Source organism: Klebsiella sp. X13, from assembly GCF_003323835.1.
Taxonomy (GTDB): Bacteria; Pseudomonadota; Gammaproteobacteria; order Enterobacterales; family Enterobacteriaceae; genus Klebsiella; species Klebsiella ornithinolytica.
This window is the reverse complement of sequence record NZ_CP030874.1, coordinates 4,090,596-4,114,761: the sequence shown is the minus strand read 5'-3', so window position 1 is coordinate 4,114,761 and position 24,166 is coordinate 4,090,596. Positions and strand designations below refer to the sequence as shown.

Genomic DNA, 24,166 nt, shown 5'->3' with positions numbered 1-24,166 from the left:
CGCCCCGTTTCCGACGGGCCGTCGGTTAGCGTGTATCCGCTTCATCTGACGTCTGCCCGCTGCGGTTGAGTTTGTTTTCATAGTCACGTTTAATGATCTCCAGCGCCCCGAGGACGGTTTGCGCTGACACCTGGTTCTCTTCCAGCAGCATAATCAAATCAACGGCCAGTTTGACCTCATCCGGGGCGTTTTCCAGCGACATAGTGACTCCTTTTGTTAGCGCGTTAAGCGTGCCAGCACGCCCTCTATTTTTTCCAGCGCATCGCGACAGCGTGCTAAACGTCCGGCGCAGGCCTCGACCTCTTTCGCCAGCCGCTGCTGTTCCTCAAGCGTCGTCGCCAGCGCCAGCTGGCGCTGGCGATCGTTTCGCATCGCCAGCAGTCGTCGTTCGTACTCCTGATGCTGAAGTCGCCGCCGCTGCCAGCGGTTTATTGCGGGGGAGGCGCTGTCCCAACTACGCAGCGACCAGGTCGCCGCCTCCCGGCTGAGGGCGGCGATTTGCGCGACCAGCCGCTCCGCCAGCCAGGCGACCTGCGGAAGCTGCTGCTGTTCAACGGCCTGCCGCAGTTCAGTAAAGTGCTGCTGCGCCTCCTCGAGACAGTCCTGCATCAGGGTGCTACGAGTACGGAACAGCTGGCGATCGAAGCGGGCGCTGAGCGTGGCATGATGCGCCAGCGGCGCAACCTGCGCGGCCAGCTGGGCCAACTGATTTTCCAGCATTTGTAAAAGCCGCGTTGTTTTCAAATAACTCCTCCCTGGTCTGATAGGCAACTGTGCTACAGTAGCCATATCTGCTTGATAACGATTCGCATTATGCCACGTATCATTTTAATCATCATAGGCTGGCTGGCGGTAGCGCTGGGGACGCTGGGCGTCTTTTTGCCTTTATTGCCGACCACCCCGTTTATTCTGCTGGCGGCCTGGTGTTTTGCCCGTTCTTCACCGCGTTTTCACCACTGGCTGCTGTATCGTTCCTGGTTCGGCGGCTATCTTCGTCACTGGCAGCAATATCGTGCGATGCCGCCCGGCGCCAAGCCGCGGGCGATTGTGATGATTCTGCTGACCTTCGCCGTGTCGCTGTGGCTGGTTAAGCTTACGTGGGTTCGCATCATGCTGCTGGTGATTCTGGCCTGTCTGTTGATATTTATGTGGCGTATTCCGGTTGTTGACGCGACGCAACAAAAGCACTGATGCGCCATAATGAGTGTTGCAATTGTCGCTTACAGACAGTAAATTCGAGCGTTTTCGAGCGCGGGTACGCCTGGTCAAAGGTTAATCAAATGTTTCTTTGACCCGTTTGGCCTGCCCGTGAGTAACACCGTTTTTATCAGGCATAAACTTATGACCGCAACTGCACAGCAGCTTGAATATCTAAAGAACAGCATCCAAAGCATTCAGGACTATCCGAAACCGGGTATTCTTTTCCGCGATGTCACCAGCATGCTCGAAGACCCGAAAGCCTATGCGTTGAGCATTGAGCTGCTGACCGAGCGTTATAAAAACGCCGGCATCACTAAAGTGGTGGGCACCGAGGCGCGTGGTTTTCTGTTTGGCGCACCGGTTGCGCTGGCGCTGGGCGTGGGTTTTGTGCCGGTACGTAAACCGCGCAAGCTCCCGCGTGAAACCATTGCCGAGAGCTACGAGCTGGAATACGGTACCGATCAGCTGGAAATTCATGTCGATGCGATCAAAGAAGGCGATAAAGTTCTCGTCGTTGACGATCTGCTGGCGACCGGCGGCACCATCGATGCAACCGTGAAGCTGATTCGCCGTCTGGGCGGCGAAGTGCACGATGCCGCCTTTGTGATCAATCTGTTTGATCTGGGCGGCGAGCAGCGTCTGGAAAAACTGGGAATCAACTGCTTTAGCCTGGTCCCTTTCCCGGGTCACTAAGCAAATCCCTCCACATAGCCTCGCTGATTGAGCGGGGCTGTGATAGCATGACCCCTCGTGATTTCACCTTCCAGCGTTTCAGAGCCAGCCCATGAGTTATCAGGTCTTAGCCCGTAAATGGCGCCCACAAACCTTTGCTGACGTCGTCGGCCAGGAACATGTGCTGACCGCACTGGCGAACGGCTTATCGTTAGGGCGCATTCATCACGCTTATCTCTTTTCCGGCACCCGCGGCGTGGGGAAAACCTCCATCGCACGTTTGCTCGCAAAAGGGTTGAACTGTGAAACCGGTATTACCGCCACGCCGTGCGGCGTGTGTGATAACTGCCGCGAAATAGAGCAGGGGCGCTTTGTCGATCTGATTGAGATTGATGCCGCTTCCCGTACCAAAGTCGAAGACACCCGCGACCTGCTGGACAACGTCCAGTACGCGCCGGCCCGTGGCCGCTTTAAGGTCTATCTGATCGATGAAGTCCACATGCTGTCACGCCATAGCTTCAACGCGTTGTTAAAAACGCTGGAGGAGCCGCCTGCGCACGTCAAATTCCTGCTGGCGACCACCGATCCGCAGAAGCTGCCGGTGACGATCCTGTCGCGCTGTCTGCAGTTCCATCTCAAGGCGCTGGATGTCGAACAGATCCGCCATCAGCTTGAGCATATTCTCGGCGAAGAGCAGATTACCTTTGAATCCCGCGCGCTGCAGCTGCTGTCGCGCGCGGCGGACGGCAGCCTGCGCGATGCCTTAAGCCTGACCGATCAGGCGATTGCCAGCGGCGATGGTCGTTTGACGGCGGAGTCGGTCAGTACCATGCTCGGCACGCTCGACGACGATCAGGCGCTGTCATTGATTGAGGCGCTGGTGGCAGCCGATGGCGAACGCGTCATGGCGGGCGTTAACGAAGCGGCCTCCCGCGGCGTTGAGTGGGAAGCGCTGCTGGTTGAAATGCAGAGTCTGCTGCACCGGATTGCGATGGTCCAGCTCTCTCCTTCGGCGCTGGGCGCCGATATGGCCGCGGTAGAGCTGCGTATGCGTGAACTTGCGCGCACCGTGCCGCCCACCGATATACAATTGTACTATCAGACGCTCCTGATTGGCCGCAAAGAGCTGCCGTATGCGCCGGATCGGCGCATGGGTGTGGAAATGACGCTGCTGCGTGCGCTGGCATTCCATCCGCAAGCGCCGCTGCCGGAACCGGAGGTGAAGCCGCAACCGGCAACGCTGGCCGCGCCTGTACAGGCGGCGCCGGTATCCGCTTCGCCGGTGCCGCCGCCGCAGAATCTGCCGCAAACCACCAGTCAGGTACTGGCGGCACGCAGCCAGCTGCAGCGTAGCCAGGGAGCGCCCACCCCAAAAAAGAGTGAACCGGCAGCCGCATCCCGCGCGCGGCCGGTGAATAACGCTGCGCTGGAGCGACTGAGTTCAATAACCGAGCGCGTGCAGGCTCGCCCGGCCGTCGCTGCGGTGCAGGAAAAGGTTCCGGCCAAAAAAGAAGCCTATCGCTGGAAAGCGACGACGATGGTCGAAACGGTGAAGGAAGAGGTCGCGACGCCGAAGGCGCTGAAGAAAGCGCTGGAGCATGAAAAAACGCCGGAGCTGGCGGCAAAACTGGCGCTGGAAGCGGTCGAACGCGACGGCTGGGCGGCAGAGGTTAATCAGCTGGCGGTGCCGAAGCTGGTAGAGCAGGTGGCGCTGAATGCGTGGAAAGAGCAGGACGGTAACCGTATCTGTCTGCATCTGCGCCCGAGCCAGCGGCATCTTAATTCCGCCGGCGCGCAGCAAAAGTTGGCCGAAGCGCTCGGCGTGTTGTACGGTTCACCGGTTGAATTGACCATCGTGGAAGACGATAATCCTGCGATGCGCACGCCGCTGGAGTGGCGGCAGGCAATTTATGAAGAGAAGCTCGCGCAAGCGCGCGAAGCGATTATTGCGGATAACAACATTCAGACGCTGCGCCGGTTCTTCGATGCGGATCTGGATGAAGAGAGTATTCGCCCCATTTGATTGCAAGTTTGACTTGCGGTCAGCATCCTTAACGATGACTTACTGAGAGAGAAGCCTATGTTTGGTGGAAAAGGCGGCCTGGGTAACCTGATGAAGCAGGCCCAGCAGATGCAAGACAAAATGCAGAAAATGCAGGAAGAGATCGCGCAGCTGGAAGTGACCGGCGAATCTGGCGCAGGTCTGGTTAAAGTGACCATTAACGGTGCGCATAACTGCCGTCGCGTGGAGATTGATCCGAGCCTTCTGGAAGACGACAAAGATATGCTGGAAGATCTCGTCGCTGCGGCGTTCAACGATGCGGCGCGCCGTATTGAAGAGACCCAGAAAGAGAAGATGGCTTCCGTCTCTTCCGGCATGCAGCTGCCGCCTGGCTTTAAGATGCCGTTCTGATGCAAACCAGCCCGCTGTTAACTCAGCTTATGGAAGCATTGCGCTGTCTGCCGGGCGTTGGCCCGAAGTCAGCGCAGCGCATGGCGTTTACGCTACTTCAGCGCGATCGTAGCGGCGGGATGCGTCTGGCGCAGTCATTGACGCGCGCGATGTCGGAAATCGGCCACTGCGCCGATTGCCGCACCTTCACCGAGCAGGAGGTGTGCAATATTTGCAGCAATCCGCGCCGTCGTGAAAATGGTCAGATTTGCGTGGTGGAAAGCCCCGCGGACATCTACGCCATTGAGCAAACCGGGCAGTTTTCCGGGCGCTACTTTGTCCTGATGGGCCACCTGTCGCCGCTTGATGGCATCGGGCCGGATGATATCGGGCTCGATCGTCTGGAGCAGCGTCTGCGCGACGAATCAATGCAGGAAGTGATCCTCGCCACCAACCCGACGGTGGAAGGCGAGGCGACCGCCAACTACATTGCCGAACTTTGCGCGCAGTATGGCGTAGAAGCCAGTCGTATCGCCCACGGCGTACCGGTAGGCGGCGAGCTGGAGATGGTTGACGGCACCACGCTGTCGCACTCCCTTGCCGGCCGGCACAAGATTCGTTTTTAATCAAACGGAGGCGCTTTTTGGCGCCTCCGCTTGAAAATTTCCCCTCCAGTCCCCATCTCCCCTTCAACGGTTTTTTTACCATTAACAATGGCATTGTTGAGGTTGATTTAGATGAAAGGACAAGAAACTCGTGGTTTTCAGTCAGAGGTTAAACAGCTTCTGCACCTGATGATCCATTCTCTTTATTCCAATAAAGAAATTTTCCTGCGTGAACTGATTTCCAACGCCTCCGATGCGGCCGACAAGCTGCGTTTCCGCGCGCTGTCCCAGCCGGACCTGTATGAAGGCGACGGCGAGCTGCGCGTGCGCGTCTCTTTTGACAAAGACAACCGCACGCTGACCATCGCCGATAATGGTATCGGGATGAACCGTGAGGAAGCGATCGACCATCTCGGCACGATTGCCAAATCCGGGACAAAATCTTTCCTCGAATCAATGGGTTCCGATCAGGCAAAAGACAGCCAGCTGATTGGTCAGTTTGGTGTCGGCTTCTACTCAGCGTTTATCGTGGCCGATAAAGTCACCGTGCGTACCCGCGCGGCGGGCGATAGCGCGGAAAACGGCGTGTTCTGGGAATCTGCCGGCGAAGGCGACTACACCATTGCCGATATCACCAAAGCCGATCGCGGTACTGAAATTACCCTGCACCTGCGCGAAGGTGAAGATGACTTCCTCAACGACTGGCGCGTGCGTTCGATTATCAGCAAATATTCCGATCATATCGCGCTGCCGGTAGAGATTGAAAAGCGCGAAGAGGTTGACGGTGAAACGGTGATCTCCTGGGAGAAAATCAACAAGGCCCAGGCGCTGTGGACCCGTAATAAGTCGGAAATCAAAGACGACGAATATAACGAATTCTATAAACACATTGCCCACGACTACAGCGACCCGCTGACCTGGAGCCACAACCGCGTGGAAGGCAAGCAGGAGTACACCAGCCTGCTGTATATCCCGTCGCAGGCGCCGTGGGATATGTGGAACCGCGATCACAAGCATGGCCTGAAGCTGTACGTGCAGCGCGTGTTTATCATGGATGAAGCCGAGCAGTTCATGCCGAACTATCTGCGCTTTGTCCGCGGCCTCGTCGACTCTAACGATCTGCCGCTGAACGTGTCGCGTGAAATTCTGCAGGACAGCAGCGTTACCCGCAACCTGCGCACCGCGCTGAGCAAACGCGCGCTGCAGATGCTGGAAAAACTGGCCAAAGACGATGCGGAAAAATATCAGACCTTCTGGCAGCAGTTTGGCCTGGTGCTGAAAGAAGGCCCGGCGGAGGACAGCGCGAATCAGCAGACGATTGCTAAGCTGCTGCGTTTCGCCTCTACCCATACCGATTCCGCCGCGCAGACCGTGTCGCTGGAAGAGTATGTCTCTCGTATGAAAGAAGGGCAGGAGAAGATCTACTACATCACTGCGGACAGCTATGCCGCGGCGAAGAGCAGTCCGCACCTCGAGCTGCTGCGTAAGAAAGGTATCGAAGTTCTGCTGCTCTCTGACCGCATCGACGAGTGGATGATGAGCTACCTGACCGAGTTCGACGGCAAGGCGTTCCAGTCGGTTGCGAAAGCCGACGAATCGCTGGATAAGCTGGCGGATGAAGTCGACGAAAGCACCAAAGAGGCCGAAAAGGCGCTGGAACCGTTCGTTGAGCGTGTGAAAACGCTGCTGGGCGAGCGGGTGAAGGAGGTTCGACTGACGCACCGCCTGACCGATACGCCGGCTATCGTCACCACCGACGCGGACGAAATGAGCACCCAGATGGCGAAACTGTTTGCCGCTGCGGGCCAGTCTGCACCGGAAGTGAAGTACATTTTCGAACTCAACCCGGCTCACCCGCTGGTGAAACGCACGGCGGACACGCAGGATGAGGCCCGGTTTAGCGAATGGGTCGAGCTGCTGCTCGATCAGGCCCTGCTGGCTGAACGCGGTACCCTGGAAGATCCTAACCAGTTTATTCGCCGCATGAACCAGCTGCTGGCTTCCTGATCGCTTCGCTGTTGGTCCACCCCGGCCTGCGCAGCTTACGCGCGGGCCGGGGTGGACGCCCCTCTGATGGCGTAAAATCCGCCTTTCAAGCAAAATAAACCTTCCATTAACCGTTTCAGCCGCTCCGCCTTCCTTGAGCCATCTGCATTCTGGTGGTATGGTTTAGCGTTTTTGAAAAATTGAATCGACTTTTGAGGGGATTTTCGTAATGCGTATTATTCTGCTTGGCGCTCCGGGCGCGGGTAAAGGAACTCAGGCTCAGTTCATCATGGAGAAATACGGAATTCCGCAAATCTCTACCGGTGACATGCTGCGCGCTGCGGTGAAATCTGGCTCCGAGCTGGGCAAACAGGCAAAAGACATTATGGATGCCGGCAAGCTGGTGACCGACGAACTGGTGATTGCGCTGGTTAAAGAGCGTATCACCCAGGAAGATTGCCGTAACGGTTTCCTGCTCGACGGCTTCCCGCGCACCATTCCGCAGGCTGACGCCATGAAAGAAGCGGGCATCGCCGTTGATTACGTTCTGGAATTTGATGTACCGGACGAACTGATCGTTGACCGTATCATTGGTCGTCGCGTACACGCCGCTTCCGGTCGCGTGTACCACATCAAATTCAACCCGCCGAAGGTTGAAGGCAAAGATGACGTGACCGGCGAAGAGCTGACCACCCGTAAAGATGACCAGGAAGAGACCGTACGTAAGCGTCTGGTGGAATACCATCAGATGACGGCGCCGCTGATCGGTTACTATCAGAAAGAAGCTGAAGCGGGCAACACCCGCTACGCGAAGGTTGACGGTACGAAAGCCGTTTCCGACGTCCGCGCTGAACTGGAAAAAATCCTCGGTTAATCCCGTTGGTTCTCATCCTGCCGCGGCGGGATGAGAACATCTCTCATTCTACCTTTTTCTCTGATTGGTTCCGTTTAGCGCCATTTCAGCTACAATTGGCTGCGATTCAAATGGTTAAGAGGCGGTAATGCATCAGACGAAAACAGGTATCTTGTTAGCCAACTTAGGCACTCCCGATGCGCCCACGCCCGATGCGGTGAAGCGCTATCTGCGACAATTTCTCAGCGACAAGCGGGTGGTTGATACGCCCCGTCTGCTGTGGTGGCCGCTTCTGCGCGGCGTGATACTGCCCCTGCGCGCGCCGCGGGTCGCGAAACTTTATCAGTCCGTGTGGATGGAGGAAGGCTCGCCGCTGATGGTTTACAGCCGTCGACAGCAGCAGGCTCTGGCCGCGCGTCTCCCCGATACCCCGGTTGCCTTAGGCATGAGCTACGGCTCACCTGCGCTGGAAAGCGCGGTGGATGAACTGCTGGCTCAGGATGTTGACCATATCGTGGTGTTGCCGCTGTATCCGCAATACTCCTGTTCCACCGTGGCGGCAGTATGGGATGAGCTGGCGCGAATTCTGGCTAAAAAACGGGCCATCCCCGGGATCTCTTTTATTCGTGATTATGCCGATGATGCCAGCTATATCGATGCGCTGGCCGCCAGCGTTCGCGCATCGTTTGCCGTGCACGGCGAACCGGATGTGCTGCTGCTTTCTTATCACGGCATACCGCAACGCTTTGCCCACGAAGGCGATGATTACCCGCAGCGCTGCCGCGATACCACCCGCGAACTGGTCTCTGCGCTGGGACTTTCGCCGGATCGCGCCATGATGACCTTCCAGTCGCGCTTTGGCCGCGAGCCGTGGCTGACGCCTTACACCGACGAAACATTGAAAATGTTGGGCGAGAAGGGGGTGAAGCATATTCAGGTCATCTGCCCGGGCTTTGCGGCAGATTGTCTGGAAACGCTGGAGGAGATTGCGGTGCAGAACCGGGAAGTCTTCCTCGAAGCCGGCGGGCAGAAATATGAATATATCCCGGCGCTTAATGCGGACAGGGCGCATATCGAAATGATGGTGAACCTGACGGCGCCGTATCGCTAATCGCGTGTGGCAGGGGGAATATGCTATTATTCCCCGCTTGTTCACTGCCATTAAATCGCCACTATGAAATTTCCCGGTAAACGCAAATCCAAACACTACTTTCCCGTTAATGCCCGCGATCCGCTGCTGCAGCAAACGCAGCCGGAAAATGAAGCCAACGTCGCGTGGGTGGTCGGTATCGATCAGACGCTGGTTGATATCGAAGCCAAAGTAGATGAGGCGTTTATCGTGCGCTACGGCCTCAGCGCCGGCCATTCGCTGGTCATCGAAGATGATGTCGCCGAAACGCTCTACCAGGAGCTGGTACGGAATCATTTAATTACCCACCAGTTTGCCGGCGGAACGATCGGCAATACCATGCATAATTATTCGGTGCTGGCAGATGACCGCTCGGTATTGCTGGGGGTCATGTGCAGCAATATCGAAATCGGCGGCTACGCCTATCGCTATCTGTGCAACACCTCCAGCCGGACTGACCTGAACTATCTGCAAGGAGTGGACGGAGCCATCGGTCGCTGCTTTACCCTGATTAGCGACGCGGGCGAACGAACCTTTGCCATCAGTCCGGGCCACATGAATAAGCTGCGTCCGGAAAGCATTCCGGAAGAGGTGATTGCCGGCGCCTCTGCGCTGGTGCTGACCTCGTATCTGGTGCGCTGCAAACCCGGCGAGCCGATGCCGGATGCGACGATGAAAGCCATCGAGTATGCCAAAAAGCATGATGTGCCGGTGGTGCTGACGCTGGGAACGAAGTATGTCATTGCCGATAACCCGGAATGGTGGCAGCAGTTTCTCAAGGAGAACGTCTCTATTCTGGCGATGAATGAAGAAGAAGCCGAAGCGCTGACCGGGCTGTCCGATCCGCTGCTGGCTTCGGATAAGGCGCTGGAGTGGGTGGACCTGGTACTGTGTACCGCCGGACCTGCGGGGCTGTATATGGCCAGCTTTACGGAAGACGAAGCCAAACGTAAAACTCAGCATCCGCTGCTGCCGGGGGCGATTGCCGAATTCAACCAGTATGAGTTTAGCCGCGCAATGCGTCATCAGGATTGCGTGAACCCCTTACGGATTTACTCGCATATTGCGCCGTACATGGGTGGGCCTGAGAAAATCATGAATACCAACGGTGCCGGTGACGGGGCGCTGGCGGCGCTGCTGCATGATATCACCGCCAATAACTACCACCGCAATAACGTTCCGAACTCCAGCAAACACAAGTGCAAGTGGCTGACCTACTCGTCACTGGCGCAGGTGTGCAAATATGCCAACCGCGTCAGCTATCAGGTATTGAACCAGCACTCCCCGCGTTTAACCCGCGGCCTGCCGGAGCGAGAAGATAGTCTGGAAGAGGCATACTGGGAGCGTTAAGCCCGTTTCTCCTCTTGCGCTGCGGGGGGAGAACGCAACAGTAGCAAAGGCTGGCTGAGCGCCTCTCGCTTGTCCGGGAGGCGCCATGGTAGGGGATTATCCGGTAACGACTTCACCCGCCGGCGGCGTCTCCAGCAGGAGCAACATAGCGCGTGCGATTTCTCGCTCGCCCATCACCACCTGATTCGCGCCGCGTTCGGTAATGTAATCCACTTCATCGTCATAATGCGCCCTGGCGATAATCTCGATATTCGGGCATTTCTCGCGGGCGGCAGCGACGATTTCCCCAGCCTCATAGCCGTTAGGAATGGTCAGCAGCAGCCAGCGGGCGCAGTCCAGATGCGCCAGATTCATGATCTCTTCATTCGCCGCATTGCCCAGCACCGCGCGAATACCGCGCGCGCGCAGCTCATCGACGCGGGTACGCGACGTCTCAATAACCACCAGCGGAATACCCTGGGCCATCAGCTTTTCGCCCAGCAGGCTGCCGACGCGGCCAAAGCCCACCAGCAGCGCGTGGTTGCAAATATCGACCGGAATCTGCTTCTCTTCTTCGAGCACTTCTTCGAAGGTCTGTTCATCCAGCGTTTCGGTTTTATCGAGGTATTTTTCCAGCACTGCGAAGAGCACCGGGTTAAGCATGATAGAGATAATCGCCCCGGCCAGTACCAGATTTTGTCCGGCCTGCGGCAGCAGATTCAGCGCCATGCCAAGCCCGGCAAGAATAAAGGCGAACTCACCGATTTGCGCGAGGCTGGCGGCGATGGTCAGCGCGGTGCGCGGCGAGTGGCCGAACATCCGCACGAGGAAAAAGGCGACCACCGACTTGCCGAAGATAATGATCGCCAGCGTAGCCAGCACCGCCAGCGGTTGCTCCAGCAGGATCATCGGATCAAACAGCATTCCCACGGAGACAAAGAACAGCACCGCGAACGCATCCCGCAGCGGCAGCGTGTCGTGCGCGGCGCGGTGGCTGAGTTCGGATTCGTTCAGTACCATTCCGGCGAAAAATGCGCCAAGCGCAAAGGAGACGTCAAACAGCTCAACCGCACCGAAGGCGATCCCGAGAGCGAGGGCCAGAACCGACAGGGTAAACAGTTCGCGGGAGCCGGTTGCGGCGCTGCGGGACATAATCCACGGTACCAGACGACGACCCACCAGCATCATAATGGCGATAAAGGCGATCACTTTGCCGATGGTGATCCCCATATCGACGGCCAGCGACGCCAGGCCAACATCGCCTTTCTCCGCCATACCGGCGACGGCCGGCAGCAGAACCAGCGTCAGAACCATCACTAAATCTTCGACGATGAGCCAGCCGATGGCAATCTGCCCTCGCTGGCTATCAATAAGCTGCCGTTCCTCCAACGCGCGCAGCAGCACCACGGTACTGGCGGTAGAGAGACACAGGCCAAATACGATGCCGGTCATCAGCGACCAGCCCAACACGGCAGAAAGCGCCATACCCAGCAGCGTTGCCACGGCTATCTGGGCAATCGCGCCGGGAATGGCGATCGACTTTACCGCCATCAAATCCTTTAAGGAGAAGTGCAGCCCGACGCCAAACATCAGCAATATGACGCCCAGCTCAGCCAGCTCCGGCGCCAGTTTGGTATCGGCAACGAAGCCAGGGGTAAAGGGGCCGGATAACACGCCTGCTAATAGATAGCCCACCAGTGGCGAAATGCGCAGCTTATTGGCAATCATGCCGAAGATAAAAGCGAGTACGAGCCCACCGACAATGGTGGTGATAAGCGGTGTTGCGTGGTGCATTCCGTCTCCTTGTATGTGGTGAGCCAATCCATTTTCAGTATTAAACACGCCATCCTTCAGGCTGCTTCTGCGTTAGCTTCGCGCATTCACCGAATCATCCCTGCTCCAGGCAGTCACTCGCGCTACTTTGCGGCAACCCGGATGAAGCTGTGTCTAAACCTAAAAAACCGAGTAATAGTTTATGACAGTTTTCGCTGTTTTGTTTATGAATAATTGTTGAATTATGCAGAAAAATGGAATTAACCCGAAAAAAGGCACAGATCGGAAAACTACGGCAGCTAATGAGCGGGAGTGCTGTCAGCATAAGGGATTACGGCGGCCAAAGTTTCACTTTAGCCGCCAGATAATCAGGGTTTTTGGCGGTTGTCAGGAAGGAATATCGTCAATATGCCGAGAAGTGGCAGGAAAGCACAGATTTTATAAACCAGCTCGATACTGGTGTGGTCCGCTAACAGCCCCAGAACGGCGGCTCCGAGGCCACCCATACCAAATGCGAAGCCGAAAAACAGACCGGAAACCATGCCGATACGCCCCGGTAACAGCTCCTGGGCGTAGACCAGGATAGCCGAAAATGCCGATGCGAGGATAAATCCAATAATCATGGTCAAAATTCCCGTCCACTCCAGCGTCGCGTAGGGTAAAACAAGGGTAAAGGGAGCCACGCCGAGGATCGAGCCCCAAATTACATATTTACGCCCAATTTTATCGCCAACTGGCCCGCCAATCACCGTTCCTGCGGCAACGGCAAACAGGAAAATAAACAGATGAACCTGCGCATTCTGGATCGATAATCCGAATTTATGCATCAAATAAAAGGTGTAATAGCTGCTGATGCTCGCCATATAGAAATATTTCGAGAAAATCAGCATCAACAGGATGCCGACCGCAAGAATAACTTTGTTTTTCGGCAGCGGACTGGCGACGACGGCCTTCGGTTTACCTTTATTCATTCGATGCTGTGCGGCATACCAGCGGCTGATTTGCGACAGCACGACGATGGCCAACAGCGCGGCCAGGACGAACCATGCGACGTTACCTTTGCCATATGGCGCGATAATTACCGCCGCCAGCAGCGGGCCCAGAGAACTGCCAAAGTTACCGCCAACCTGGAATAGCGACTGCGCCAGTCCGTGACGGCCGCCGGAGGCCATCCGCGCCACGCGCGACGATTCCGGATGGAATACCGAAGAACCGGTACCCACCAGCGCGGCGGCAAGCAGGACCGAGCCAAAGCTCCCCGCCAGCGCCAGTAAAACCAGGCCGCAGAGCGTAAAACACATGCCGATCGGCAGCGACCATGGCATCGAGTGTTTATCGGTCCAGTAGCCGACCACCGGCTGAAGCAGCGAAGAGGCCAGCTGGAAGGTCAGAGTGATCATCCCGATTTGCACGAAGGTCAGGGAGAACTCCGACTGAAGCAGCGGGTAAATCGCCAGAATCAGCGACTGGATCATATCGTTCAGTAAATGGGAAAGGCTGATTGCGCCCAGAATACCAAACGAGGTGCGTGCTTTTTGCGGCGCAGCAGCGGGGCCGGATAAGGGTTGAACGGTCTGATTCGTCGCCATAGGTTCACTTTGAGCGTGTTATTGTGGATGCAGGTGGAATTATTATCTGACTAACATACCTGCCACTAAGGTTTGAAGGAAGTCTCAATTCGGAAAACATATTTGTCTGTCGACGTAACTCGCTATACTTTCGGCACTTGTTTATTAAGTCAGGGAGAGAAATATGCATTTTTTAAAACGGGCGGTGGCGCTGGGGCTATTTACCGCGCTGTCTCTGGGAAGCTTATCCGCACAGGCATATGAGCAGGATAAAACCTATAAAATCACCATCCTGCATACCAACGATCACCACGGTCACTTCTGGCGTAATGATTACGGTGAATATGGTCTGGCGGCGCAAAAGACGTTGGTCGACGGGATCCGCAAAGAGGTCGCCGCTGAGGGCGGCAGCGTTCTGCTGTTGTCCGGCGGCGATATTAATACCGGTGTGCCGGAGTCGGATTTACAGGATGCAGAGCCAGATTTTCGCGGTATGAACCTGATTGGCTATGATGCGATGGCAGTGGGCAACCACGAGTTTGATAATCCGCTCAGCGTGCTACGCCAGCAGGAAAAGTGGTCAAAGTTTCCGTTCCTCTCCGCCAATATCTACCAAAAAAGCACCGGCGAGCGTCTGTTTAAACCCTGGGCGCTGTTTAAACGCGGGGGATTAAAAATCGCGGTCATTGGCCTGACTACCGATGACACGGCGAAGATAGGTAACCCGGAATATTTCACCGACATTGAATTCCGCAAACCGGCGGACGAGGCCAAACTGGTTATCCAGGAACTGCAGCTGAATGAAAAACCGGATGTGATTCTGGCGACCACCCATATGGGCCATTATGACAACGGAAATCATGGTTCTAACGCCCCTGGCGATGTCGAAATGGCGCGCAGCCTGCCGGCAGGATCGCTGGCGATGATCGTCGGCGGTCATTCGCAGGATCCGGTCTGTATGGCCTCGGAGAATAAAAAACAGGTCGATTATGTACCGGGCACGCCCTGTGCGCCGGACAGACAGAACGGTATCTGGATCGTTCAGGCGCACGAGTGGGGTAAATATGTCGGTCGCGCGGATTTTGAGTTCCGCAACGGCGAGATGAAGCTGGTGCATTATCAGCTGATCCCGGTCAATCTGAAGAAGAAGGTGACCTATGATAACGGTCAGAGCGAACGCGTGCTCTATACGCCGCAAATCCCGGAAAACCCGCAGATGCTGTCGCTGCTGACGCCATTCCAGAATAAAGGCAAAGCGCAGCTTCAGGTCAAAATTGGCAGCGTGAATGGGCATCTTGAAGGCGATCGCAGCAAGGTACGTTTTGTGCAGACTAATATGGGACGCCTGCTGCTGGCGGCACAAATGGCGCGTAGCAATGCCGATTTTGCCGTGATGAGCGGCGGCGGTATTCGTGACTCCATCGAAGCCGGGGATATTACCTATAAAGATGTCATGAAAGTGCAGCCGTTCGGTAACGTGCTGGTGTATGTCGATATGAGCGGTAAGGAAGTGACGGAATATCTGACCGCCGTGGCGCAGATGAAACCTGACTCCGGCGCCTATCCGCAGTTCGCCAACGTCAGCTTCGTGGCGAAAGACGGCAAGCTGAACGATCTGAAAATCAAAGGCGAACCGGTCGATCCGACGAAGACCTACCGGATGGCGACGTTGAGCTTTAACGGGACCGGCGGTGACGGCTATCCGCATATCGACACTAAGCCGGGTTATGTGAATACCGGTTTTATCGATGCCGAAGTGCTGAAAGAGTATATCCAGAAAAACTCACCGCTGGACGCGGCCGCCTATGAGCCGAAAGGCGAGGTGAGCTGGCAGTAACGCGTGAGGATGAGCCCGGTGGCGCTGCGCTGACCGGGCTACCGGTTCGCCACGATCTGGTGGATGAGTAGCCTGGTCAGGCGCGACGCGCCGCCTTCGGGATAGTTCCGGTTTACAGGTCCCTGTGCGCCGAGGCGCAATTAATCGCGGCGAGCGATATCGGCGAATTTGGCGTCGAGAATCTTCGCTAAATCGCTGGCCGCCAGTTCGATATCCAGCCCGCGCTTGCCGCCAGAAATATAAATGGCGTTAAACGCCTGGGCCGGGGCATCAATCAGCGTCGGTAGCCGTTTCTTCTGCCCGAGCGGGCTGATGCCGCCGACCAGATAGCCCGTCGTACGCTGGGCGACCATGGGATCTGCCATGTCCACCTTCTTCGCGCCCAGGGCTTTGGCCACTTTTTTCAAATCCAGCTGCCCGGCCACCGGCGTCACCGCCACGGCCAGATGTTTCATATCGCCGTTGACCGCGACCAGCAGCGTCTTATAAACCTGGTCTGCGTTCAGCCCCAGTTTGCGTACCACTTCGTCGCCGAAGTTGGTTTCATTGGGGTCGTGATCGTAGCTGTGGATCTTAAAAGCAATTTTGTTTTTTTCGAGTAACTTAACGGCGGGAGTCATACTTATCCTTCTTACCAACCGATCTCACGTGCTGTCAGCATACGCCTGTTGAATGTGTAAAAAATAGTACCATCTTGCGCAATAGTATTGGCAGTGATGGTCACTTTGAGCGACAATCGAACGATCCGGAATGCAAATTCCGGGATAATAATAATGATGAAATTCCTCTTTGACGGGCCAATAGAAATATTGGCCATTTTTTTTACGTCAGCATATCGGGCAGATTCCCTTCACCATATAAATGCAGCGCACCGACGGCGACAACATAGCGCCCCGGCGGCAGCGCCAGCAGCGTCTCGCGCCACGCCTGATTGCGCTGATGCATCAATACATCGTACAGCGACTGGCTAAAGGTTGTCGGCAGCGTGGTGACGCCTTTGGCGGGCGGCTGCTCCAGCCACCAGCCGATCATCACCTGCAAAAGACGGGCGTTTGTGCGCCAGTGGGTCAACGTATCCTCCAGCAGCGCCAGCCCGCCGTCCGGCAGATTGCGCAGCAGCGCTATCTGGCTGTCGGTGCCTTCCAGCTCCATTACCCGCACGTTGCTCTCGCGCGCCGCCATCAGCAGCTGGTAGTCAATACCGTAATCCGCACGCAGACCCAGCTTCTGGGCCTGCGTCGCCTGTAACACCATGGCGACCTGCCAGAGCGGCTGACTGTCAAACAACGCCGTCGACAGCCCGAGTTCCGCGGCCCGGCTCTCCAGCTCGACGAGCTGCTGCGGGTTTAAACGCTCGGCCAGCGGCGGACTGGGGGGGAGGTCTGCAAAGGGCGTTTCGTTCCCGGTGATATCCGCCTCAACGATGAGGGCGTCGGCCTGACGAATTTTTTTCAGCAGCCTGGCGGGAGGAGGGGACATGTCGCGGGTGCCCATATGAATACTGCCGACCAGATGCAAATAGCGCTCTCCGGGAAGGGTAATATCCAGTGCGGGCCAGGAATAAGACGCGCCGACGGCGGCACGCCACAGCATTTTTATTCGGTTTAACAGGCCCATACGCGCTCCGTAGTGTGAAGCCTTCATGCTAGCGCGTATGGGTCATAACATCTAGTCTTTCGGTTTAAAGCGCAGCAGCCGGTTTGCGTTGCTGACCACGGTAATGGAAGAGAGCGCCATAGCGGCCCCGGCTACCACCGGGTTAAGCAACGTTCCGGTCAGCGGCCATAAGATCCCGGCGGCGATAGGGATCCCCAGCGAGTTGTACACAAAGGCCCCCAGCAGGTTCTGTTTCATGTTGCGCAGCGTGGCTTTTGAAATTGCCAGCGCATCCGCCACGCCGTTCAGACTATGACGCATCAGGGTGATGGCTGCCGTCTCAATGGCTACATCGCTCCCACCGCCCATCGCAATCCCGACGTCGGCCTGGGCCAGCGCCGGCGCGTCGTTGATGCCGTCACCGACCATCGCCACCTGATGCCCCTGGCTTTGCAGGCGCTTGATAGCGTCAGCTTTACCGTCCGGCAGCACGCCGGCGATCACTTCGTCGATGCCTGCTTCTTTGGCAATCGCGTTGGCGGTCGTGGGGTTATCCCCGGTCAGCATCACCAGACGATAACCCTGGCGATGCAGGCGAGCCAGCGCAGCGACGCTATCGCTACGCAGCGGGTCGCGAATAGCGAACAGTGCCGCGACCTGACCATCGATCGCCAGCAGCACCGGCGTTGTCCCTTGTGATGCCTGGGCGGCGATCTCGTTTTCGACGGCGGCGGTGGCAATCTTTTGCTCATTGAGCAGCGCCTGGTTACCGAGCAGCAGAGTATGGCCTTCGGCCTCGCCGCTGACGCCGAGCCCGCGCAGGGTGCGGAAGTTGTTGACTACCGGCAGCTGGCTATCGGCGGCTTTCTCGATGATCGCCCGCGCCAGCGGGTGACTGGAGCCTTGCTCCAGTGCCGCCGCAAGACGTAGCGCGGTGGACTCATCAACATCGGCAAAGGTTTTTACCGCTACAACCTGCGGTTTACCTTCGGTCAGGGTGCCCGTTTTATCAAAGACGATGGTATCGAGCTGGCTGGCGCGCTGCAGCGCATCCGCATCGCGAACCAGCACGCCATATTCCGCCGCGCGACCCACGCCGGAGATAATCGACATCGGCGTCGCCAGACCCAGCGCACAGGGACAGGCGATAATCAGCACCGTGGTGGCGATCACCAGGGTATAGACAATTTGCGGCGCCGGCCCGAAGAAGTACCAGATTGCCGCACTGAACAGGGCGATAACCACCACGGCCGGCACGAATACGGCGGAGATTTTATCCGCCAGCTGGCCGATTTCCGGTTTGCTGCTTTGCGCCTGGCGCACCATGCGGATGATACGAGCAAGCGTCGTCTGGCTGCCGACGGCGCTGGCGGTAAACAGAACGCTGCCGTCCTGGACCACGGTGCCGGCATGCAGCGTGTCGCCATCCGTTTTTTGTTGGGGAATAGGTTCTCCGGTCAGCATCGCCTCATCCAGCCAGGCTTCGCCCTGGCTTATTACGCCGTCAACCGGAACCCGGTCGCCGGTAGTCAGGCGCAGGGTCATCCCCGGCTGAACGTCGGCCAGCGGCACGCTTTTTTCCCCCTCTTCGCTGACCACTCGCGCCGAGGGCGGCGTCAGATCGAGCAGTTTTTCCAGTGCTTTTGAGGAGCGCTGACGGGCGCGGGCTTCCAGCATATGGCCGAGGTTAATTAAGCCGATAATCATTGCGCTGGCTTCATAGTAGAGATGGCGAGCCTCCATCGGGAACCACTGCGGCCACAGGTTGACGCTCATGGAATAGAGCCATGCTACGCCGGTTCCCAGCGCCACCAGCGTATCCATGGTGGCGGTACCGTTTTTCAGGCTTTTCCATGCGCTGCGATAGAAATGGCCGCCGGCGAAGACCATCACCGCGAGAGTGACAAGCCCGATAACCAGCCACAGGGAACGGTTATCATCGCTGACCATCATATTGTCACCGATCATTCCCCAGACCATGACCGGCACCCCCACCAGCAGGGCAACAATCGCCTGCCAGCGGAAGCGTTTCATGGTGGCGATAGCGGTTTCCTGCTGGCGTTCGCGGCGTTGCAGATCATCTTCGATCGCTTCGGCACCGTAGCCTGCCTTCTCCACCGCCTGAACTAATTCTGCGGCGGACGCGCTGCCCATAACCAGCGCAGTGCGTTCCGCAAGATTTACCCGTGCCTGCGTGACGCCCGGTACGCTTTGCAGCGCGTTTTGTACCCGGGAAACACAGCTGGCGCAGCTCATGCCGCTTAACAGCAGCTGTTGGCTTTCATCATCAGCCGTCGCTGCCGGAAGCTCAGAAGAGACCGCTGTCAGCGCTTCCGACGGGATTGATGACTCCGCCAGCGGTTTAGCCTTTGGGTGGCTTAACTCTGCGCCGTAACCGGCCTGCTTGATCGTTTCGATAAGCGCTTCTGCACTGGCGCTACCGGTCACGTGTGCTTCGGTGACGGTGACTTCAGCCAGATCAACGTCCGGGCGCTGTTCGAGGCTTTCTTTTACGCGTTTGACGCAGTGACCGCAGGACAAACCGTCCAGGGCCAGGTCGATGGTTTGAGACATAACACACTCCTTTATGACAGGGATGACTGACTGTGATAAAGGTTAAACCTTCCAGCAAGGGGAAGGTCAAGGTGTTTATTTGCGACGGCGTGTTTAGTGTTCCAGCGCAATCGCGCAGACATGTTCCAGAGAGGAAAGGCTGCTGTACAGTTCGGGTAGGGTCATTTTTTTTCTCACCACCATCTTGAGGTTGACCTCTATTTTTCCCTTTTTTAAATCACGAATGGTGATGGTTTCGATAATATTTTTTTGCTGCGTAATACTCGCTATTAGCGTTTCTAAGCCGGATTTTTCATCAAGAATAATGCGGATTTTTACTTTACCGGGTGACTGATTTTTAGTTTGTAAAAAAATGACGCAATAGCTGAGCTTGATCGCCAGCAGAAATAATCCGGTGGCGAGAAGAGCATGCAGATAAAAACCGGCGCCGCTGGTAATGCCTACCCCTGCGGAAGCCCATACGATTGCCGCTGTCGTCAGCCCGGAAATCGCATCGTCATGGCGGTGGAGGATCACGCCCGCACCGAGAAACCCGACGCCGCTGATGATCTGCGCCGCCAGGCGCATCGGATCGCTACGGATATTGGCGGAGATCTCAGCGTAATACTCCGCTGACTGGATCGAGACAATCGTCAGGACGCAGCTGGCTACGGAAATAATCACGCAGGTTTTAAAGCCAACCGGTTTACCTTTTGATTCTCTCTCCAGACCGATGATGCCGCCGAGAATAAAAGCCACGCCAATTTTGCATAGCGTAATGAAAACAGATTCTCCCTCGCCAGATAAGATAACCGCCAACGTATTCATTTTTCCTCCGCAAAACCCTGCCCGCGAAGCCATGGTATTCCTCTTGCCTGTGCCGGAATGCTAGGTGCGGTAACGGTGAATATAGTGTTCGAGCAGCGCCAGAAGATGGGTGTTATCGATACTTTCGAGGATGCGTACTGTCGCGCCTTGCGGCTCGGGAACCCCTACGTCCAGGCGCAGGCCGTCGCGGCCGTAGCGGCAGGTCATACCGCGAGTGATGCCTTCCAGAGAGACGTCGAGGTAATCTTCTGTCGTCGTCGCCATCGTCGGATCGAGCAACCAGGCAACGGTTACAACATCATGGATCCAGCATCCGGGCAGGTTGCGGGTCTGCATCGAGTAGGCGATCCACGGGCGAACAGTCTGGGCCAGGTAACGGCTAAGCCCGTTTTTTACCGAAGTCAGACGATCCAGATCGCGATGAAGCATTTGCGTTTTCGTGGTGACATCCATCGGCACCAGCGTGACAGGCGCGCCGCTGGTGAGTACGGCGTGTGCCGCTTCAGGATCCAAACCAAAATTGGTGTCTTTGATATAGCCAGCAACGTTGAACACCCCGCCCATGATCACGATGTTTTTAACCGTATGAACGATTTCGGGATAGAGTTGCAGCGCTATCGCCACGTTGGTGAGTGGCCCGGTGGCAATCAGCGTTATCTCGCCGGGATGGCTGCAGATCAGCTCACCGATGGCCTGCGGTGCCAAAGGCTGCGCGGCCTGACACGTTGGCGGCGCAGGGACGTCCGACCATAGCTGACGTAAGCCAGCGCGATCGACGCCACGATCGAGTTTTTCGCGCCAGGGCTGCGGGTCTTCTCTGAGGGCGCGGGCGGCGCCGCGGTAGACCGGAACGGGGATATCCAACTGTCGGACGAGGGCTTTGGCGACGGCATAGCCGGTTTCTACCGGCGTATTGCCTGCCACGGTGGTGATCATTTCCAGGGTGATTTGCGGGGCGGCAATCGCCAGCGCCAGCGCCAGGCCGTCATCGATATTGGCGCCCGGAACGCCGTTCCCCGGGTCGCAGTCGATAATCACGCGCATGGATTCATTTTCATCTTGTCTCAGGTTGTACTTCATGTCCCTGGCAGCCACACGACTCTCCCACTCGTAAATAAAACTCAAATTCAACGCGGCGAACCTTGCCGTCCCAGTTTTTCAGCATGTCGATCGCCGCCCGGGCCATTTTGTCGACGGGCTGGCGGACGGCCGTTAAGGAAGGGACGTTGTAAGCCGATTCTTGTGTAGCGTTAAAGCAGACCAGCGCCACATCCTGGGGCACACGCAGCCCGTGCTCTGCCAATGCGCGTAAGCAGCCCAGCGCCTGCTGTTCATTGGTGGCAAACAGCGCGCGCGGCGGCTTACCCTGCAGCATACGTTTTGTCGCCTCATAGCCTCCTGCCCGCGTGTAATTGGTCGAAAAAATCCAGCCAGGGGTGACCGCAAGCGACGCTTCTTCCAGCGCTAACTGCCATCCCCGAATACGATCCTGGGTGTTGAGCATTTCACGCGGACCACAGATGATGCCGATATCGCGGTAGCCGTGATCGATAAGATGTTTCGTCACCTGCCAGGCCGCCAGCTGTTCATCCACCTGAATAACGCTGACGTTTAATCCGGCTTCGACGCGATCCAACATCACGCAGGGCGTGCCGCTCTCTGCAATCAACTCAATATACGGGTGCCGGTCAACGCTGGTATAAATCAGGCCGTCGACCTGGCGATTGAGCATGTTGTTGATCAGTTCACGCTCTCGTCCGCTGTTATCTCCCGCATCCCCCAGCAGGAGCACCTTACCGTCAGCAAACGCTTCGCGCTGCAGGGCGTGCGCCATGGAGGCAATAAACGGGTTTGAGATATCCGGGGCCACAAGCCCGTATGTCTGCGTGCTCCCCGAGGCCAGCGCGCGGGCGATACCATTGGGCCGGTAACCGGTTTTCTTAATCGCCTGCAGCACGCGCTGTCGGGTCGCTTCAGCAACGGGGCGAGGACCGTTATTAATAACGTAACTCACGACCGCGACAGATGTTCCCGCCTCCTTTGCGACATCGGAACGTGTTACGCGCTGTGAATGTGATTGGGTCACGGGGCACCTACCTGGTTGAGTTCAGAGCATTCTCTTTTCCGCACAGCATAAGGCGTTGTCAGCCAAAAATCTTTGGTAACGCACGCGCACTCGCCGTTCTCCGTACTCAAATCGCGTCCTCAGGTAAATTGAGATCGCGCCCGCGCGTCTCCGGAGCGAAAAAGGTGGTCACCAGACCGATGGCGGCCATCAGCGAGAAATAGACGGCGATAGGCCACCAGTGCCCGTAGAACGAGAGCAGCGCCGAGGCCACCAGCGGCGCGGTACCGCCCGACATAATCGAGCCCAGCTCTTTGGCGAAGGCCATTTTGGTATAGCGGTTAGTCACGCCAAACAGCTCAACGCCCCAGGCCGCCTGGACACCGAAAATACCCAGCGAAGCGAGCCCCATGCCGGTAATAATGGTAGGGATAACAATCCACGGCTCACGGGAGTCGAGCAGCATAAAAGCCGGAAATGCGTACAGGATCAGTAACAGGCAGAACCAACGATAGATGATGCGTCGACCGAAGCGATCGGAAAGCCAGCCCGCCAGCGGAATAATGGCGAATCCCAGAATCGAGGCGATAAACACCGCCACCGTCGGGACCGATTTATCAACCATCAGAACCTTGGCGACATAGCCAATGATAAAGCCCTGGGCGAGGTAGGAAGGGCCATTTTCGCCGATGCGTAAGCCGACCATCGTCCAGAACGCCCGGGTGCGTCGCCAGAAGCTACGGGTGTCGTGTTGTTTCATTACCTGGCCGCGGCGCAGCGATTTTTCACGTTCGGCCTTGAGCAGCGCTTTTTGCCGTTCAAAGACCGGCGTTTCACGGATATGGCGGCGAATGAACAGCGCCGTCGCGGCGATGAGAATGCTGCTGAGGAAAGGGATGCGCCATCCCCAACTGAGCAACGCATCTTTGTCCATTTGTAAGACGACGAGCCACACCAGAGAGGCGAGTAAAGTGCCGCTGTTGGAGCCGAGAGCGATAATGGAAGAGACCAGCCCGCGGCGCTTCACGGGGGCGTATTCTCCGAGCATCACGGTGCCGCCTGAGAGTTCTGCTCCGGCCCCCAGCCCTTGAGAGAATCGCAGAATAACCAGGCACACCGGCGCCCATACGCCAATCTGGGCGTAGCTGGGAATTAAGCCGATTAGCATGGTTGAGAATCCCATCAGGCCGATGGTGATCACCATGACAATTTTCCGCCCGTGCCGGTCGCCTATCCAGCCAAACAACAGCGCGCCGATGGGGCGCGCAATAAAACCAACGGAATAGGCGGCAAAGCTGGAGAGAAGCGCCATGACAGGGGTAGCCTGCGGAAAAAAGACATCGCCAAAGATAATGCCGGCGGCAAGCCCGTAGAGGGCAAAATCGGCATATTCCATCGTGGTGCCTAACCAGCAGGAAAACGTCGCTCGCCAGAATTCGCGGCGCCCTTCGGGGGTTTCCATGCGCTCCTGGGCAGCCTGCTGGCCGTCAGTCAGGGGAACAGAGGATGAATGCGTGTTCATAAGAACTCCTTGAAGTAAGCTGTCGACAAAAGCCGCAGGTTTTAACGCTTCATGTTCTACTCGCGTAGATATTATATTTCTTCGGTAAATTAATAGATCTACCCGCGTAGAATTAAAAGATGAAAGAGTCAGGATTGCGAAAGCGATCACTTATAACAGGCAATTGTTACAGAAAATGATTCCCCGGACGCGCTACGCTGCAAGGAAGAGAGTTTCCTGAGGCGTCACCGGTAGGCGATGAAGGGAAGTGGGTTATAA

21 protein-coding genes and 1 other annotated feature are annotated in these 24,166 nt (G+C 56.9%); of the genes, 10 read left to right on the top strand and 11 right to left on the bottom strand.

Annotated features, from left to right (window positions below; translation table 11 throughout):
* Positions 1-25 precede the first annotated feature (25 nt).
* On the bottom strand, positions 26-202 hold the full coding sequence (gene rsmS / locus DSD31_RS19555) for a pleiotropic regulatory protein RsmS (protein ID WP_004858795.1): 177 nt from the start codon (positions 200-202) through the stop codon (positions 26-28).
* Positions 203-216: 14 nt separating this feature from the next.
* Positions 217-744: a primosomal replication protein N'' gene (gene priC, locus DSD31_RS19550; protein WP_113991266.1), complete on the bottom strand. Its 528-nt coding sequence runs from the start codon at positions 742-744 to the stop codon at positions 217-219.
* 69 nt (positions 745-813) lie between these two features.
* Here priC and DSD31_RS19545 point away from each other — a divergent pair, with 69 nt between their 5' ends.
* From DSD31_RS19545 to DSD31_RS19505, 9 genes are all read left to right on the top strand, one after another.
* Entirely contained in the window at positions 814-1,191 is a 378-nt protein-coding gene (locus DSD31_RS19545) for a DUF454 family protein (protein ID WP_004858799.1), read from the top strand.
* Between the two features lie 150 nt (positions 1,192-1,341).
* On the top strand, positions 1,342-1,893 hold the full coding sequence (apt, locus tag DSD31_RS19540) for an adenine phosphoribosyltransferase (RefSeq protein ID WP_004858802.1): 552 nt from the start codon (positions 1,342-1,344) through the stop codon (positions 1,891-1,893).
* A gap of 91 nt (positions 1,894-1,984) precedes the next feature.
* Complete coding sequence (dnaX, locus tag DSD31_RS19535; protein ID WP_044346343.1) at positions 1,985-3,895, top strand: DNA polymerase III subunit gamma/tau; 1,911 nt, start codon at positions 1,985-1,987, stop codon at positions 3,893-3,895.
* Positions 3,225-3,289, top strand: a sequence feature (DnaX frameshifting element). (Overlaps the previous gene by 65 nt.)
* A gap of 57 nt (positions 3,896-3,952) precedes the next feature.
* The gene (locus tag DSD31_RS19530) at positions 3,953-4,285 is read left to right on the top strand and encodes a YbaB/EbfC family nucleoid-associated protein (RefSeq protein WP_004858807.1); all 333 of its coding nucleotides are present in this window, start codon (positions 3,953-3,955) and stop codon (positions 4,283-4,285) included.
* Entirely contained in the window at positions 4,285-4,890 is a 606-nt protein-coding gene (recR, locus tag DSD31_RS19525) for a recombination mediator RecR (RefSeq protein WP_004858810.1), read from the top strand. Before DSD31_RS19530 ends, recR begins: the two co-directional genes overlap by 1 nt.
* Before the next feature lie 111 nt (positions 4,891-5,001).
* On the top strand, positions 5,002-6,876 hold the full coding sequence (gene htpG / locus DSD31_RS19520) for a molecular chaperone HtpG (protein WP_015585011.1): 1,875 nt from the start codon (positions 5,002-5,004) through the stop codon (positions 6,874-6,876).
* Positions 6,877-7,084: 208 nt separating this feature from the next.
* Positions 7,085-7,729 (top strand): adenylate kinase, encoded by a 645-nt coding sequence (gene adk / locus DSD31_RS19515; protein ID WP_004858815.1) that lies wholly within the window; start codon positions 7,085-7,087, stop codon positions 7,727-7,729.
* Positions 7,730-7,856: 127 nt separating this feature from the next.
* Positions 7,857-8,819 carry a ferrochelatase gene (gene hemH, locus DSD31_RS19510; protein ID WP_015585010.1) on the top strand — a complete coding sequence of 321 codons (963 nt, stop codon included), beginning with the start codon at positions 7,857-7,859 and terminating at the stop codon, positions 8,817-8,819.
* Positions 8,820-8,882: 63 nt separating this feature from the next.
* On the top strand, positions 8,883-10,187 hold the full coding sequence (locus tag DSD31_RS19505; RefSeq protein ID WP_004858819.1) for an inosine/guanosine kinase: 1,305 nt from the start codon (positions 8,883-8,885) through the stop codon (positions 10,185-10,187).
* A 96-nt stretch (positions 10,188-10,283) separates the two neighbouring features.
* Here DSD31_RS19505 and ybaL read toward each other — a convergent pair whose 3' ends face one another.
* Together ybaL and DSD31_RS19495 are read right to left on the bottom strand one after the other, a co-directional pair.
* Complete coding sequence (gene ybaL, locus DSD31_RS19500; RefSeq protein ID WP_004858820.1) at positions 10,284-11,960, bottom strand: YbaL family putative K(+) efflux transporter; 1,677 nt, start codon at positions 11,958-11,960, stop codon at positions 10,284-10,286.
* 347 nt (positions 11,961-12,307) lie between these two features.
* Positions 12,308-13,528 carry an MFS transporter gene (locus tag DSD31_RS19495; protein ID WP_113991265.1) on the bottom strand — a complete coding sequence of 407 codons (1,221 nt, stop codon included), beginning with the start codon at positions 13,526-13,528 and terminating at the stop codon, positions 12,308-12,310.
* Positions 13,529-13,691: 163 nt separating this feature from the next.
* Between DSD31_RS19495 and ushA the strand changes: the two genes are divergently transcribed.
* Positions 13,692-15,344: a bifunctional UDP-sugar hydrolase/5'-nucleotidase UshA gene (gene ushA / locus DSD31_RS19490; protein WP_004858825.1), complete on the top strand. Its 1,653-nt coding sequence runs from the start codon at positions 13,692-13,694 to the stop codon at positions 15,342-15,344.
* 140 nt (positions 15,345-15,484) lie between these two features.
* On the opposite strand, the gene ybaK is transcribed toward ushA, so the two are convergent.
* From ybaK to DSD31_RS19450, 7 genes are all read right to left on the bottom strand, one after another.
* Positions 15,485-15,964, bottom strand: a complete 480-nt coding sequence (ybaK, locus tag DSD31_RS19485; protein WP_004858826.1) for a Cys-tRNA(Pro)/Cys-tRNA(Cys) deacylase YbaK — start codon at positions 15,962-15,964, stop codon at positions 15,485-15,487.
* Positions 15,965-16,166: 202 nt separating this feature from the next.
* Positions 16,167-16,961, bottom strand: coding sequence for a TraB/GumN family protein (locus DSD31_RS19475; protein ID WP_113991264.1), 795 nt, complete (start codon positions 16,959-16,961; stop codon positions 16,167-16,169).
* A 51-nt stretch (positions 16,962-17,012) separates the two neighbouring features.
* The gene (gene copA, locus DSD31_RS19470) at positions 17,013-19,514 is read right to left on the bottom strand and encodes a copper-exporting P-type ATPase CopA (protein WP_104896847.1); all 2,502 of its coding nucleotides are present in this window, start codon (positions 19,512-19,514) and stop codon (positions 17,013-17,015) included.
* 93 nt (positions 19,515-19,607) lie between these two features.
* The gene (locus tag DSD31_RS19465) at positions 19,608-20,321 is read right to left on the bottom strand and encodes an MgtC/SapB family protein (protein WP_004858832.1); all 714 of its coding nucleotides are present in this window, start codon (positions 20,319-20,321) and stop codon (positions 19,608-19,610) included.
* A gap of 60 nt (positions 20,322-20,381) precedes the next feature.
* Positions 20,382-21,401: a nucleoside hydrolase gene (locus tag DSD31_RS19460; protein ID WP_032724204.1), complete on the bottom strand. Its 1,020-nt coding sequence runs from the start codon at positions 21,399-21,401 to the stop codon at positions 20,382-20,384.
* Positions 21,376-22,407 carry a LacI family DNA-binding transcriptional regulator gene (locus tag DSD31_RS19455; RefSeq protein ID WP_069476194.1) on the bottom strand — a complete coding sequence of 344 codons (1,032 nt, stop codon included), beginning with the start codon at positions 22,405-22,407 and terminating at the stop codon, positions 21,376-21,378. The genes DSD31_RS19460 and DSD31_RS19455 overlap by 26 nt, the downstream gene beginning before the upstream one ends.
* Before the next feature lie 106 nt (positions 22,408-22,513).
* A complete protein-coding gene (locus DSD31_RS19450) occupies positions 22,514-23,908 on the bottom strand; it encodes an MFS transporter (protein ID WP_004858838.1) in 1,395 nt (464 codons plus the stop codon).
* Positions 23,909-24,166 lie beyond the last annotated feature (258 nt).

Excerpts from the sequence above, each read along its gene's own strand:
- rsmS (WP_004858795.1), bottom strand. The coding sequence starts at position 202 with ATGTCGCTGGAAAACGCCCCGGATGAGGTCAAACTGGCCGTTGATTTG.
- DSD31_RS19545 (WP_004858799.1), top strand. The coding sequence starts at position 814 with ATGCCACGTATCATTTTAATCATCATAGGCTGGCTGGCGGTAGCGCTG.
- apt (WP_004858802.1), top strand. The coding sequence starts at position 1,342 with ATGACCGCAACTGCACAGCAGCTTGAATATCTAAAGAACAGCATCCAA.
- dnaX (WP_044346343.1), top strand. The coding sequence starts at position 1,985 with ATGAGTTATCAGGTCTTAGCCCGTAAATGGCGCCCACAAACCTTTGCT.
- DSD31_RS19530 (WP_004858807.1), top strand. The coding sequence starts at position 3,953 with ATGTTTGGTGGAAAAGGCGGCCTGGGTAACCTGATGAAGCAGGCCCAG.
- recR (WP_004858810.1), top strand. The coding sequence starts at position 4,285 with ATGCAAACCAGCCCGCTGTTAACTCAGCTTATGGAAGCATTGCGCTGT.
- htpG (WP_015585011.1), top strand. The coding sequence starts at position 5,002 with ATGAAAGGACAAGAAACTCGTGGTTTTCAGTCAGAGGTTAAACAGCTT.
- adk (WP_004858815.1), top strand. The coding sequence starts at position 7,085 with ATGCGTATTATTCTGCTTGGCGCTCCGGGCGCGGGTAAAGGAACTCAG.
- hemH (WP_015585010.1), top strand. The coding sequence starts at position 7,857 with ATGCATCAGACGAAAACAGGTATCTTGTTAGCCAACTTAGGCACTCCC.
- DSD31_RS19505 (WP_004858819.1), top strand. The coding sequence starts at position 8,883 with ATGAAATTTCCCGGTAAACGCAAATCCAAACACTACTTTCCCGTTAAT.
- ybaL (WP_004858820.1), bottom strand. The coding sequence starts at position 11,960 with ATGCACCACGCAACACCGCTTATCACCACCATTGTCGGTGGGCTCGTA.
- DSD31_RS19495 (WP_113991265.1), bottom strand. The coding sequence starts at position 13,528 with ATGGCGACGAATCAGACCGTTCAACCCTTATCCGGCCCCGCTGCTGCG.
- ushA (WP_004858825.1), top strand. The coding sequence starts at position 13,692 with ATGCATTTTTTAAAACGGGCGGTGGCGCTGGGGCTATTTACCGCGCTG.
- ybaK (WP_004858826.1), bottom strand. The coding sequence starts at position 15,964 with ATGACTCCCGCCGTTAAGTTACTCGAAAAAAACAAAATTGCTTTTAAG.
- DSD31_RS19475 (WP_113991264.1), bottom strand. The coding sequence starts at position 16,961 with ATGGGCCTGTTAAACCGAATAAAAATGCTGTGGCGTGCCGCCGTCGGC.
- copA (WP_104896847.1), bottom strand. The coding sequence starts at position 19,514 with ATGTCTCAAACCATCGACCTGGCCCTGGACGGTTTGTCCTGCGGTCAC.
- DSD31_RS19465 (WP_004858832.1), bottom strand. The coding sequence starts at position 20,321 with ATGAATACGTTGGCGGTTATCTTATCTGGCGAGGGAGAATCTGTTTTC.
- DSD31_RS19460 (WP_032724204.1), bottom strand. The coding sequence starts at position 21,401 with ATGAAGTACAACCTGAGACAAGATGAAAATGAATCCATGCGCGTGATT.
- DSD31_RS19450 (WP_004858838.1), bottom strand. The coding sequence starts at position 23,908 with ATGAACACGCATTCATCCTCTGTTCCCCTGACTGACGGCCAGCAGGCT.